The organism is Bacillus sp. PS95 (genome assembly GCF_037963565.1).
Classification (GTDB): Bacteria; Bacillota; Bacilli; order Bacillales; family Bacillaceae; genus Bacillus; species Bacillus subtilis.
The window spans coordinates 2,762,815-2,775,259 of sequence record NZ_CP150160.1 but is presented as its reverse complement, the minus strand read 5'-3'; the positions used below and the strand labels follow the sequence as shown (position 1 = coordinate 2,775,259).

At 44.7% G+C, this 12,445-nt stretch carries 15 protein-coding genes; 12 read left to right on the top strand and 3 right to left on the bottom strand.

Translation table 11 applies throughout. The features are described from left to right. Window positions 1-2 precede the first annotated feature (2 nt). On the top strand, window positions 3-341 hold the full coding sequence (locus NSQ12_RS14495; RefSeq protein ID WP_003229669.1) for a ribosomal-processing cysteine protease Prp: 339 nt from the start codon (window positions 3-5) through the stop codon (window positions 339-341). Between the two features lie 12 nt (window positions 342-353). Further along, entirely contained in the window at window positions 354-638 is a 285-nt protein-coding gene (gene rpmA, locus NSQ12_RS14490) for a 50S ribosomal protein L27 (RefSeq protein WP_003222623.1), read from the top strand. 120 nt (window positions 639-758) lie between these two features. On the opposite strand, the gene NSQ12_RS14485 is transcribed toward rpmA, so the two are convergent. Further along, on the bottom strand, window positions 759-881 hold the full coding sequence (locus NSQ12_RS14485; RefSeq protein WP_339174989.1) for a hypothetical protein: 123 nt from the start codon (window positions 879-881) through the stop codon (window positions 759-761). A 77-nt stretch (window positions 882-958) separates the two neighbouring features. On the opposite strand from NSQ12_RS14485, the gene spo0B reads away from it, so the two are divergent. Genes spo0B through pheA form a run of 4 tightly spaced genes read left to right on the top strand, consistent with a single transcriptional unit; the run spans window position 959 to window position 4,235 of the window. After that, window positions 959-1,537 carry a sporulation initiation phosphotransferase Sop0B gene (gene spo0B / locus NSQ12_RS14480; RefSeq protein ID WP_004399131.1) on the top strand — a complete coding sequence of 193 codons (579 nt, stop codon included), beginning with the start codon at window positions 959-961 and terminating at the stop codon, window positions 1,535-1,537. Window positions 1,538-1,570: 33 nt separating this feature from the next. Further along, on the top strand, window positions 1,571-2,857 hold the full coding sequence (obgE, locus tag NSQ12_RS14475) for a GTPase ObgE (RefSeq protein WP_003246161.1): 1,287 nt from the start codon (window positions 1,571-1,573) through the stop codon (window positions 2,855-2,857). Window positions 2,858-2,917: 60 nt separating this feature from the next. Then, window positions 2,918-3,361, top strand: coding sequence for a transcriptional regulator ThrR (gene thrR, locus NSQ12_RS14470; protein WP_003222630.1), 444 nt, complete (start codon window positions 2,918-2,920; stop codon window positions 3,359-3,361). Between the two features lie 16 nt (window positions 3,362-3,377). Next, a complete protein-coding gene (gene pheA / locus NSQ12_RS14465; protein WP_014477545.1) occupies window positions 3,378-4,235 on the top strand; it encodes a prephenate dehydratase in 858 nt (285 codons plus the stop codon). Between the two features lie 23 nt (window positions 4,236-4,258). Here the strand turns inward: pheA and NSQ12_RS14460 are convergent, their stop codons facing one another. Next, window positions 4,259-4,801, bottom strand: a complete 543-nt coding sequence (locus NSQ12_RS14460; RefSeq protein ID WP_004398582.1) for a transcription repressor NadR — start codon at window positions 4,799-4,801, stop codon at window positions 4,259-4,261. Then, window positions 4,761-5,948, bottom strand: coding sequence for a cysteine desulfurase NifS (nifS, locus tag NSQ12_RS14455; protein WP_339174987.1), 1,188 nt, complete (start codon window positions 5,946-5,948; stop codon window positions 4,761-4,763). Before nifS ends, NSQ12_RS14460 begins: the two co-directional genes overlap by 41 nt. A 102-nt stretch (window positions 5,949-6,050) precedes the next feature. On the opposite strand from nifS, the gene nadB reads away from it, so the two are divergent. The 6 genes from nadB (at window position 6,051) to NSQ12_RS14425 (ending at window position 12,411) form a co-directional block, all read left to right on the top strand. Continuing rightward, window positions 6,051-7,646 (top strand): L-aspartate oxidase, encoded by a 1,596-nt coding sequence (nadB, locus tag NSQ12_RS14450; RefSeq protein WP_339174985.1) that lies wholly within the window; start codon window positions 6,051-6,053, stop codon window positions 7,644-7,646. Next, window positions 7,600-8,469 (top strand): carboxylating nicotinate-nucleotide diphosphorylase, encoded by an 870-nt coding sequence (nadC, locus tag NSQ12_RS14445; RefSeq protein ID WP_033882942.1) that lies wholly within the window; start codon window positions 7,600-7,602, stop codon window positions 8,467-8,469. The genes nadB and nadC overlap by 47 nt, the downstream gene beginning before the upstream one ends. Continuing rightward, window positions 8,456-9,562, top strand: coding sequence for a quinolinate synthase NadA (nadA, locus tag NSQ12_RS14440; RefSeq protein ID WP_003229691.1), 1,107 nt, complete (start codon window positions 8,456-8,458; stop codon window positions 9,560-9,562). Before nadC ends, nadA begins: the two co-directional genes overlap by 14 nt. 116 nt (window positions 9,563-9,678) lie before the next feature. Continuing rightward, window positions 9,679-10,842: a spore coat assembly protein SafA gene (gene safA, locus NSQ12_RS14435; protein WP_131227743.1), complete on the top strand. Its 1,164-nt coding sequence runs from the start codon at window positions 9,679-9,681 to the stop codon at window positions 10,840-10,842. A gap of 147 nt (window positions 10,843-10,989) precedes the next feature. Then, window positions 10,990-11,586 carry a spore germination protein SgpA gene (gene sgpA / locus NSQ12_RS14430; RefSeq protein WP_038829633.1) on the top strand — a complete coding sequence of 199 codons (597 nt, stop codon included), beginning with the start codon at window positions 10,990-10,992 and terminating at the stop codon, window positions 11,584-11,586. 102 nt (window positions 11,587-11,688) lie between these two features. Further along, complete coding sequence (locus NSQ12_RS14425) at window positions 11,689-12,411, top strand: YebC/PmpR family DNA-binding transcriptional regulator (protein WP_339176687.1); 723 nt, start codon at window positions 11,689-11,691, stop codon at window positions 12,409-12,411. Window positions 12,412-12,445: the final 34 nt, after the last annotated feature.

The window sequence follows — 12,445 nt, the reverse complement described above, 5'->3', positions numbered from 1 at the left end:
GCATGATTCAGGCAACAATCAGAAGGTCTCATGATAAAGGCATATTGTCTTTTGAAATGACGGGCCATGCGAATTTTGCTGAACATGGACAAGATCTTGTTTGTGCCGGAGTGACAGCCGTTGTGTTTGGAGCCGTTAACGCGGTCATTGTGCTCGCGGGCTTCGAGCCGCTTCTTGATATAGGGGAGGACGGGGGTTATTTTTATTTTGAATTCCCTGAATCTCTTGATCCAGAGGCACGCCAAAAAGCTCAGCTGCTGATTGAAGGCATGATTGTTTCGCTGGAGACAATCGAACGGGATTACAAAGACAACTTGCGTGTGACCACAAACATAATATAGGAGGTGAGCTACATGCTTAGATTAGATCTTCAGTTTTTCGCTTCTAAAAAAGGAGTAGGTTCTACAAAGAACGGACGTGACTCTGAGGCTAAACGTTTAGGTGCTAAACGTGCTGACGGTCAATTCGTAACAGGCGGTTCTATCCTTTACCGTCAACGCGGAACAAAAATTTACCCAGGTGAAAACGTGGGCCGCGGCGGAGATGACACTCTATTTGCGAAAATCGACGGAACTGTTAAATTCGAACGTTTCGGCCGTGACCGCAAAAAAGTGAGCGTATATCCTGTAGCTCAATAATGATTCAAAAAACTCCGGTCGATGATGACTGGAGTTTTTTTTGCAATATGCGGAGTAAACACCTAGAATGAAATGCAGAGTATGTGCGAGCAGACCCCGCCAAGAATGAGAATAAACATCTCAAACCCACTGGATATGTTCCCCAAGCAGTAATACATAAAATGTTCTGCCTGGCTGCAAATCAACAAAAGCCAGAAAAAAGGAACATGATATTTCTGGGAAAAACAATTGTTTTTCTAACAAAGCCTTCTCTGTTATAATTCATAATACACACTTATACAGACTCCTAAATAAGAAATTAAATGATTGGGAGTGCGAAAATGAAGGATGTTTCAAAAAATCAAGAAGAAAATATAAGCGACACGGCATTAACAAACGAACTGATTCATCTGCTTGGCCATTCCCGGCATGATTGGATGAATAAGCTGCAGCTGATTAAAGGAAACTTAAGCTTACAGAAGTATGACCGTGTCTTTGAAATGATTGAAGAAATGGTTATAGACGCAAAGCACGAATCAAAGCTCTCAAACCTGAAAACACCGCATTTGGCGTTTGATTTTCTTACGTTTAATTGGAAAACCCATTATATGACGCTTGAATATGAAGTTCTCGGAGAAATTAAGGATTTGTCGGCTTATGATCAAAAGCTGGCGAAACTGATGAGAAAGCTGTTTCATCTGTTTGATCAAGCAGTCAGCAGAGAGAGTGAAAATCATTTAACGGTTTCGCTTCAAACGGATCATCCTGACAGACAGCTGATTCTGTACCTTGATTTTCACGGCGCCTTTGCCGATCCATCTGCTTTTGATGATATTCGGCAGAATGGATATGAGGACGTTGATATCATGCGTTTTGAAATCACGAGCCACGAATGTCTGATTGAAATTGGGTTGGACTAGCGGAGTTTTTAACGGTTTAGAACGGAGGACATTATGTTTGTAGATCAGGTCAAAGTATATGTAAAAGGCGGCGACGGCGGCAACGGTATGGTTGCGTTTCGCCGTGAAAAATATGTGCCGAAAGGCGGCCCTGCCGGCGGTGACGGAGGAAAGGGAGGAGACGTCGTTTTTGAAGTAGATGAAGGTCTCCGCACCCTGATGGATTTTAGATACAAAAAACACTTTAAAGCGATTCGCGGCGAGCATGGCATGTCCAAAAACCAGCACGGGCGAAATGCTGATGATATGGTCATTAAAGTTCCGCCGGGCACCGTTGTGACAGACGATGATACAAAACAGGTCATCGCTGATTTAACAGAGCACGGACAGCGGGCTGTCATTGCAAGAGGCGGAAGAGGAGGAAGAGGGAATAGCCGCTTTGCTACACCGGCTAATCCCGCGCCTCAGCTTTCAGAAAACGGCGAGCCGGGAAAAGAACGCTACATTGTTCTTGAATTAAAAGTGCTTGCAGATGTCGGACTTGTCGGGTTCCCAAGTGTGGGAAAATCTACTTTGCTGTCTGTTGTCTCATCTGCAAAACCGAAAATTGCGGACTATCACTTTACAACGCTTGTCCCGAATCTCGGCATGGTTGAAACGGATGACGGACGCAGCTTTGTCATGGCTGATTTGCCGGGGCTGATTGAAGGCGCACACCAAGGCGTCGGACTGGGCCACCAGTTTTTGCGCCATATTGAACGGACGAGGGTTATTGTTCATGTCATTGACATGTCAGGCTTAGAAGGCCGTGATCCATATGATGATTATCTTACGATTAACCAGGAGCTGAGCGAGTACAATCTGCGTCTCACTGAGCGTCCGCAAATTATCGTTGCAAATAAAATGGACATGCCGGAGGCTGCGGAAAATCTCGAAGCCTTTAAAGAAAAGCTGACGGATGATTATCCGGTATTCCCGATCAGTGCGGTGACAAGAGAAGGTCTGCGTGAGCTTCTGTTTGAGGTTGCCAATCAGCTTGAGAACACACCGGAATTCCCGCTGTATGACGAGGAAGAGCTTACACAAAACCGTGTCATGTACACGATGGAAAATGAAGAAGTGCCATTTAACATTACACGCGATCCAGACGGTGTATTTGTGCTTTCAGGAGACAGCCTTGAGCGGTTATTCAAGATGACTGATTTCTCACGTGATGAATCGGTTAAACGGTTTGCAAGACAGATGCGCGGAATGGGTGTTGATGAAGCACTCAGAGAACGCGGAGCCAAGGATGGAGATATAATCAGGCTTCTGGAATTTGAATTTGAATTTATTGATTAATGAATGTTGGCTGAAAAGAGAGCCTGGTGTCAGGCTCTCTATTTTAAAGGGGGGATGCAAATGAAAGAGGAGACATTTTATCTTGTCCGTGAAGATGTATTGCCCGATGCAATGAGAAAAACATTAGAAGTCAAAAAGCTGCTTGATCGAAAAAAAGCAGATTCAGTAGCAGATGCCGTTCAAAAGGTCGATTTAAGCAGAAGTGCGTTTTATAAATACAGGGATGCTGTTTTTCCATTCTACACCATGGTAAAAGAACAAATTATCACACTTTTCTTTCATTTGGAGGATAGGTCAGGTGCGTTATCTCAGCTTCTTCAGGCTGTAGCTGATTCTGGAAGCAACGTTCTTTCCATTCACCAGACCATTCCGCTTCAAGGCAGAGCAAATGTGACACTGTCTATCAGTACGTCGGCAATGGAAGAAGACATTCATACATTAATGAATAAGCTCAGGAAGTTTGATTTTGTAGAAAAGGTTGAAATATTAGGTTCAGGTGCATAAGGGAGAGAAAATCGTCATGAAAGTCGGTTATTTAGGTCCAGCAGCTACATTTACACATCTAGCAGTCAGTTCTTGTTTTCAAAACGGCGCCGAACATGTTGCTTACCGCACCATTCCGGAGTGTATAGATGCAGCCGTTGCAGGCGAAGTTGATTTTGCTTTTGTTCCTTTGGAAAATGCATTAGAAGGATCTGTTAATCTAACAATAGACTATTTAATACATGAACAGCCCTTGCCAATCGTGGGTGAAATGACGTTGCCGATTCATCAGCACTTGCTCGTCCATCCCTCTAGAGAGAATGCATGGAAAGAGCTCGACAAAATTTACTCACATTCACACGCGATTGCGCAATGCCATAAATTTCTTCATCGACATTTTCCTTCCGTTCCATATGAATACGCCAATTCTACCGGGGCGGCAGCAAAGTTTGTCAGTGACCATCCCGAGCTGAATATCGGGGTCATTGCCAATGATATGGCAGCTTCTACATACGAATTAAAAATCGTGAAACGGGATATACAGGATTATAGGGACAATCATACAAGATTTGTTATCCTGTCTCCTGATGAAAACATATCTTTTGAAGTGAATTCAAAATTGAGTTCTAGGCCCAAAACGACCTTAATGGTCATGCTGCCGCAGGATGATCAGTCTGGGGCGCTGCATAGAGTGCTGTCTGCATTTTCTTGGAGAAATTTAAACTTGTCAAAAATTGAGTCACGTCCGACTAAAACCGGATTAGGCCATTATTTCTTTATTATTGATATTGAAAAAGCGTTTGATGATGTATTGATTCCAGGGGCCATGCAGGAGCTTGAAGCGCTCGGCTGCAAAGTGAAGCTCCTGGGTGCATACCAGTCTTATCAATTATAAAAAAGCCCTCTAGAGGGCTTTTTTTAGTCTTTAATTAAAATGCCGGCTTCTTCGAGGGCTTGGCAAGCTTGATCGATGCGATGTTCATCAGGTGCTGTCAGTGTATGCAGGTGCACGCCGTCGGTCAGCTGTGATAAGTAGGCAGCATTCGTAGAATTGATTTTTTTAATGAAATGGCTAACTTCCTTCCGGGTGCCTACTTGGATGGCTGCAGTTAAATCTCCATACACGGGATGCTCGATTTTTACGTCTTTTACTGTAACGCCTTCGTCGACGATGAGCTGCAGTTCCTCTTCTGTCCGTTCAGGACCGTGCAGACATGCTATGATTCTTTCTGCCTGCTGGTGCTGCTGAGCGGCTGCATCCATGTATACATATCCTTGGCTTGTGGCGATAATCGGTACATTTTTCGCTTTCAAGAGCGATATATCCTGTACAATAACCTGTCTTGAAACGTTCGCTTTTTTTGCGAGTTCTCCTCCTGTCAGCGGTGATTTAGATTCCTTCAGCCACAGAAGAAGCTGGTCACGCCTGTTGGCGCCCATTAGCTTTAATTCTTCGGTCAATATCAAATTCTCCTTTCTTTTGTTCCCAAAGCACTGTAAACGTATGTAATAACTGTTCCAGCTGTTCAGCTGTTGTATGCCTGCCAAAAGAGATGCGGATAAATTGCAGAGCTTCTTGTTCGGTTTTTCTTAATGCTTTCATTGTTTCAGACGGACCGTGGTAACCTGCAGAACAAGCGCTGCCGGTTGAAATGCAAATATTACTCCGATTACATTCTAACATAACATATTGTCCTTCAAATGAGTGAAAAAAACACCCTATAATATGCGGAAGACATTCTGCTTGCGAAGTGTTTGCCGCAAGGGTTACAGGGAGAGACCGAATACGGATTTGGTCTAGAAAGTATGTTCTTAATGCCTCATTGCGGGATATCTGTTTTTCCATTTCGCTTACGATCAATTCTGCAGCGGCAGTGAAGGCACCGATCCCGGGAACATTTACGGTGCCGGCTCTGAATCCGTATTCGTGAGTAGTCAGAGGATAAACGGGTTTCCAAGGGACATCCGGACGGATATAGACCGCCCCTACTCCTTTTGGACCGTGGATTTTATGGCTGGACATTGAGAGTGCATCTACTCCCAGATTTTTTGTATTGATCGGGATCTTTCCAAACGTTTGAACAGCGTCGCAATGAAGAAGAATGCCCTTATTGTGCAGGTATGAAGACAGGCGGTGAATGGGCTGAATGATCCCGGTTTCAGAATTTGCATGCTGAATAGATACAAGGCCTGTTTCCGACCGGATATGGGCTAGTAATATTTCCTCGGTAATAAGCCCGTATTCATTCGGTTCAATGACTGTTACATCATATCCCTGCTGTTCCAAAAAAGCAGCGCAATTGTGAATGGACTGATGCTCCATGGCAGTCGTAATAAAATGTCTTTTCGTTTTTGGCAGGCCGTTTAGCAATGATTGAATGGCCAGAAAATTGGATTCAGTGCCGCCGCTTGTAAAATAGATGCCGCTTGCTTCTCCGCCAATGATGTTGGCGATTTTTTCACGGCAGTACTCCAGTATGTGCTTTGCTTTTCCTCCTGCATCATGCAGGCTGCTGGCATTTCCGTACATATCCATACTAAGCTTCTGATATACAGTAAGGGCTTCCTCACAAATAGGCGTTGTCGCTGCATAATCTAAATAAATCATCCGGTCTTCCTCCATCCGTTCTCCATAAAAAACTCTTGAGTTTATTTTATCCTTGTGTAAATATAGGTGTCAAGACAGGTGTAAACAACAGGAGGATGGCATATGTCTAAAAAGACGATTGCAGTCATCGGTTCAGGGGCGGCGGCACTTTCCTTAGCTGCAGCTTTCCCGCCCTCATACGAAGTGACTGTTATCACAAAAAAAAGCGTCAAAAACAGCAATTCTGTCTATGCACAAGGCGGGATTGCTGCGGCCTATGCAAAAGATGACTCGATTGAAGCCCATCTGGAGGATACGTTATACGCAGGGTGCGGCCATAATAATCTAGCTATTGCAGCAGACGTATTACATGATGGAAAAATGATGGTTCAAAGCCTATTGGAGCGTGGATTTCCATTCGACCGCAATGAACGAGGCGGTGTTTGTCTTGGAAGAGAAGGGGCCCACTCATACAACCGCATATTTCATGCAGGCGGAGACGCAACAGGCAGGCTGCTTATCGATTATTTGCTCAAACGGATCAACAGCAAAATCAAGTTAATCGAGAATGAAACGGCAGCAGATTTGCTTATAGAGGACGGACGATGTATCGGCGTCATGACAAAAGACAGCAAAGGGCAGCTCAAGGTAAGGCACGCAGACGAAGTTGTGCTGGCTGCCGGCGGCTGTGGAAACCTGTTTCTTCACCATACGAATGATCTCACTGTCACAGGTGACGGTCTTTCTCTGGCTTACCGGGCCGGGGCGGAATTAACGGATTTGGAGTTTACTCAGTTTCACCCGACACTGCTTGTGAAAAATGGTGTTTCCTACGGGCTTGTTTCAGAAGCTGTCAGAGGGGAAGGCGGATGTTTAGTAGACGAAAACGGCCGCAGGATTATGGCTGAACGGCATCCTTTAGGTGACCTGGCTCCAAGAGATATTGTCTCACGGGTTATTCACGAAGAAATGGCAAAAGGAAATCGCGTTTATATAGACTTCAGTGCGATTTCTGATTTTGAAACGCGTTTCCCTACCATCACCGCTATTTGTGAAAAAGCAGGGGTTGATATTCACAGCGGAAAAATTCCTGTTGCTCCGGGAATGCATTTCTTAATGGGAGGTGTTTCAGTTAATCGCTGGGGAGAAACGACAGTGCCGGGACTTTATGCGATTGGCGAGACAGCATGCTCCGGTTTACATGGAGCAAACCGGCTTGCAAGCAATTCTTTATTGGAAGCGCTGGTATTTGGAAAAAGGGCAGCAGAGCATATTATCCAAAAACCGGTTTATAACAGGCAATATCAATCAGGGCTAGAAACCAGTGTCGTCTACGAGGTGCCGGATATAGAGATGCATGAACTGCAAAGCAAAATGACAAGTCACATGTCTATTCTGCGGGAACAAAGCAGTTTGATTGAGCTTAGCATCTGGCTTCATACGCTGCCTTTTCAGGAAGTGAATGTGAAGGATATCACAATTCCGCAGCTGGAGCTTTCTCATCTATGGCAAGCTGCAAAGCTGATGACGTTTTCTGCGCTTTTGCGGGAGGAAAGCAGAGGGGCTCACTTCCGCACCGATTTTCCTCATACTGAGGTGGGCTGGCAAGGAAGACAAATTGTCCATACAAAAAAAGGAACGAAGATCAGAAAAAACGAGGGGATTTGGAACAATGAATCATTTACAGCTGAAAAAATTACTGAATCACTTTTTTCTTGAGGATATTGGGACAGGGGATCTTACATCGCAGTCTATTTTTGGAGAACAGAGCTGTGAAGCGGAGATTGTTGCAAAGTCAGAGGGCATTTTTGCAGGAGCAGCGATCATAAAAGAAGGCTTTTCGTTATTGGACGAAAATGTTCAAATCATTTTACACAAAAAAGATGGGGACATGTTGCATAAAGGTGAAGTGATTGCCGAGTTACACGGTCCCGCGGCTGCGCTCCTTTCAGGAGAGCGGGTCGTATTAAATCTTATTCAGAGGCTGTCAGGAATTGCGACAATGACAAGAGAGGCTGTTCGGTGTCTGGATGATGAACAGATTAAAATTTGTGACACGAGAAAAACAACACCGGGGCTCAGAATGCTGGAGAAATATGCTGTCAGAGCCGGCGGCGGGTATAATCATCGATTCGGTTTGTATGACGGCATCATGATTAAAGATAATCATATCGCAGCATGCGGCTCTATTTTAGAGGCGTGCAAAAAAGCCCGTCAGGCCGCAGGGCACATGGTAAATATCGAGGTGGAAATTGAAACGGAGGAACAGCTGCGGGAAGCAATTGCAGCTGGAGCGGATGTTATTATGTTTGACAACTGTCCGCCTGATACGGTCCGTCATTTTGCAAAGCTCACACCGGCTAATATAAAAACTGAAGCCTCTGGCGGGATTACGTTAGAATCTTTGCCTGCTTTTAAAGGGACGGGTGTGAATTATATTTCATTAGGATTTCTGACTCATTCCGTCAAAAGTTTAGATATCAGCATGGATGTTACGTTATCAAATGAATCTGTGGAGGAATGCTGTTATGTCAATTCTTGATGTGATCAAACAATCGAATGATATGATGCCCGAAAGTTATAAAGAACTATCGAGAAAGGATATGGAAACGCGCGTTGCCGCCATTAAGAAAAAGTTCGGCAGCAGGCTCTTTATACCAGGCCATCATTATCAAAAGGATGAAGTGATACAATTTGCTGACCAAACAGGCGACTCCCTGCAATTGGCCCAAGTAGCGGAAAAAAACAAAGAAGCGGATTATATCGTATTTTGCGGCGTTCACTTTATGGCAGAAACCGCCGATATGCTGACAAGCGAGCAGCAAACGGTCGTCCTGCCAGATATGAGAGCTGGATGTTCTATGGCTGACATGGCTGACATGCAGCAGACCAATAGGGCATGGAAGAAGCTTCAGCATATATTTGGAGATACGATCATACCTTTAACTTATGTGAACTCCACTGCGGAGATCAAGGCATTCGTCGGAAAGCATGGCGGAGCAACTGTAACTTCTTCAAATGCGAAAAAAGTGCTTGAATGGGCGTTTACACAGAAAAAAAGAATTTTATTTTTGCCTGATCAGCATTTAGGGAGAAATACGGCTTATGATCTGGGCATTGCGCTTGAAGATATGGCTGTGTGGGATCCGATGAAAGATGAATTAGTAGCTGAATCCGGGCATACGAATGTGAAAGTGATTTTGTGGAAAGGGCATTGCTCTGTTCACGAGAAATTCACCACTAAAAATATCCATGATATGAGAGAGCGAGACCCCGACATTCAGATCATTGTGCACCCGGAATGCTCACACGAAGTCGTGACACTAAGCGATGATAACGGATCAACGAAATATATTATCGACACAATCAATCAGGCTCCGGCGGGAAGCAAGTGGGCAATCGGGACAGAAATGAATCTTGTTCAGCGGATCATTCACGAGCATCCAGATAAACAAATCGAATCACTCAACCCTGACATGTGCCCTTGCCTGACAATGAACCGAATTGATTTGCCGCATTTGTTGTGGTCGCTGGAACAAATTGAAAAAGGAGAACCTTCAGGCGTCATCAAGGTGCCAAAAGCCATTCAGGAAGATGCACTCCTTGCCCTGAATCGAATGCTTTCGATCACGTAGATCAGAAATATTTTCCCTTCCTTTACTCATAACTTCTTTTGTTCAGGCATATGTTGTGAAGAAACATATTGTAATCACAGCTGAACTGTTCACGTTTTGCATAGGAGGGGAAAACGTTGAAAATCCATATCGTTCAAAAAGGCGATTCGCTCTGGAAAATAGCTGAAAAGTACGGAGTCGATGTTGAGGAAGTGAAAAAACTCAATACACAGCTTAGTAATCCAGACTTAATCATGCCTGGAATGAAAATAAAAGTGCCGTCAGAAGGAGTCCCGGTCAGAAAAGAGCCAAAAGCGGGCAAAAGTCCTGCGGCCGGGAGTGTGAAGCAAGAACATCCATATGCGAAAGAGAAGCCTAAATCCGTTGTCGATGTAGAAGACACAAAGCCGAAAGAAAAGAAGTCCATGCCGTATGTCCCGCCGATGCCTAATTTGCAGGAAAATGTGTACCCTGAAGCTGATGTGAACGATTATTATGATATGAAACAGCTTTTCCAGCCTTGGTCGCCTCCTAAACCGGAGGAGCCGAAAAAACATCATGACGGAAATATGGATCATATGTATCATATGCAAGACCAATTTCCACAACAGGAGGCTATGAGTAATATGGAAAATGCAAATTATCCGAATATGCCTAATATGCCAAAGGCGCCAGAGGTAGGCGGTATAGAAGAGGAAAACGTTCATCACACAGTTCCGAATATGCCGATGCCGGCTGTTCAGCCTTATTATCATTATCCGGCTCATTTCGTACCGTGTCCGGTGCCTGTTTCGCCAATTCTTCCAGGATCAGGATTATGCTATCCGTACTATCCGGCACAAGCTTTTCCAATGCATCCGATGCATGGATACCAGCCAGGCTTTGTATCGCCTCAGTATGACCCGGGTTATGAAAACCAGCATCATGAAAACAGCCATCACGGACATTACGGTTCATACGGTGCGCCGCAATACGCATCTCCGGCTTATGGATCTCCGTATGGACATATGCCGTATGGCCCTTATTACGGCACTCCCCAAGTAATGGGAGCATACCAGCCTGCTGCGGCTCATGGTTACATGCCATACAAAGATCATGACGACTGCGGCTGTGACGGTGATCATCAGCCATATTTCTCTGCGCCTGGCCATTCGGGAATGGGAGCTTATGGAAGCCCTAATATGCCATATGGCACAGCTAACCCAAATCCAAACCCATATTCGGCAGGAGTTTCTATGCCAATGACGAACCAGCCTTCTGTAAACCAAATGTTTGGCCGGCCGGAAGAAGAAAATGAGTGATCGTTCGGAACGATGTAAATCGTTCCTTTTTTTGTTTTCAAGCAGATCACTGCCAAATGGAGAGAACTGACACGCTTAACATGCCCCCCATACGCACATGATAAAAGCGAGCAAACATGCTCAATTCGTCCACGGGGGGTTTTTCCATTGGGTAAAAAAATGACGATCGCTAGCCTGATTCTAATGACAGCCGGCTTAACAGCATGCGGAGCAAACGATAATGCTATGAATGATACGCGCAATAACGGCAATACCCGTCCAATCGGATATTATACAAATGAAAATGACGCCGATAGACAGGGAGACGGAATCGACCACGATGGTCCTGTTTCTGAATTAATGGAGGATCAGAACGACGGTAACCGAAACACCACGAATGTAAATAACCGTGACCGTGTTACTGCTGACGATCGTGTTCCTTTGGCAACTGACGGAACATATAACAACACGAATAACCGAAACATGAATCGGAATGCAGCGAACAACGGGTATGACAACCAAGAAAACAGAAGACTGGCTGCAAAAATTGCCAACCGTGTGAAACAAGTGAAAAACGTCAATGACACACAAGTTATGGTATCGGATGACCGAGTAGTTATCGCAGTCAGAAGCCATAGAGAGTTCACAAAGTCTGACAGAGATAATGTCGTAAAAGCAGCGCGCAACTATGCAAATGGCCGTGATGTCCAGGTATCAACAGATAAAGGGCTGTTCAGAAAACTTCATAAAATGAACAACCGCTAGGAAGGAAGGGCTGCCGGAAGTGATATTCGGCAGCCTTTTTCTTTGCATCAGCGAACAATTCCCATTAAAGTGTACATAGAAAATGTAAAAGAAGGTGAAAACATGGCAGGCCATTCCAAGTGGAAAAACATTCAAAAAAGAAAAAATGCACAGGATGCAAAGCGCGGGAAAATATTTATGAAGCTGGCAAAAGAAATCTATGTGGCAGCGAAAGAAGGCGGAGCGGATCCAGAAGCAAATTCAGCATTGCGTCTTGTCATCGAAAAAGCAAAAGGCGCCAATATGCCGAATGAAAATATAGATCGGGCCATTAAAAAAGCTGCGGGAGGCCAAGACGGAAGCAGCTATGAAGAAATCACCTATGAAGGCTACGGCCCTTCAGGGATTGCCGTCATGGTTGAATGCGTAACAGATAATAAAAACCGAACGGCGTCAAATGTGCGGACAGCCTTTAATAAAAATGGCGGAAGTCTGGGAGAAAGCGGATGTGTAGCCTTTTTATTTGAACGAAAGGGGTTCATTACGATAGACCGTACTGAACGGCAAATAGAAGAAGATGAGCTCATGCTTGATGTTCTTGAAGCAGGAGGAGAAGAGCTGCAAATTGAAGAAGACCTATATGAGGTTTTCACAGAGCCTGAGCATTTTGAAGAGGTGAAAACAGCCCTCGAATCGAAATATCTAATTTCTTCGGCGGAGGTGACCATGCTTCCCAATACCTATGCAGAAGCCGATGATCAGGCTGTTGAGAAGCTGGAAACATTAATAGACGTCCTTGAAGATGACGATGATGTTCAAGAAGTGTATACAAACTATCGTTCATAAAAAACCGGCACGAGGTCATATCGGGCCGGTTTTA

Excerpts from the sequence above, each read along its gene's own strand:
- NSQ12_RS14495 (WP_003229669.1), top strand. The coding sequence starts at position 3 with ATGATTCAGGCAACAATCAGAAGGTCTCATGATAAAGGCATATTGTCT.
- rpmA (WP_003222623.1), top strand. The coding sequence starts at position 354 with ATGCTTAGATTAGATCTTCAGTTTTTCGCTTCTAAAAAAGGAGTAGGT.
- spo0B (WP_004399131.1), top strand. The coding sequence starts at position 959 with ATGAAGGATGTTTCAAAAAATCAAGAAGAAAATATAAGCGACACGGCA.
- obgE (WP_003246161.1), top strand. The coding sequence starts at position 1,571 with ATGTTTGTAGATCAGGTCAAAGTATATGTAAAAGGCGGCGACGGCGGC.
- thrR (WP_003222630.1), top strand. The coding sequence starts at position 2,918 with ATGAAAGAGGAGACATTTTATCTTGTCCGTGAAGATGTATTGCCCGAT.
- pheA (WP_014477545.1), top strand. The coding sequence starts at position 3,378 with ATGAAAGTCGGTTATTTAGGTCCAGCAGCTACATTTACACATCTAGCA.
- nifS (WP_339174987.1), bottom strand. The coding sequence starts at position 5,948 with ATGATTTATTTAGATTATGCAGCGACAACGCCTATTTGTGAGGAAGCC.
- nadB (WP_339174985.1), top strand. The coding sequence starts at position 6,051 with ATGTCTAAAAAGACGATTGCAGTCATCGGTTCAGGGGCGGCGGCACTT.
- nadC (WP_033882942.1), top strand. The coding sequence starts at position 7,600 with ATGAATCATTTACAGCTGAAAAAATTACTGAATCACTTTTTTCTTGAG.
- nadA (WP_003229691.1), top strand. The coding sequence starts at position 8,456 with ATGTCAATTCTTGATGTGATCAAACAATCGAATGATATGATGCCCGAA.
- NSQ12_RS14425 (WP_339176687.1), top strand. The coding sequence starts at position 11,689 with ATGGCAGGCCATTCCAAGTGGAAAAACATTCAAAAAAGAAAAAATGCA.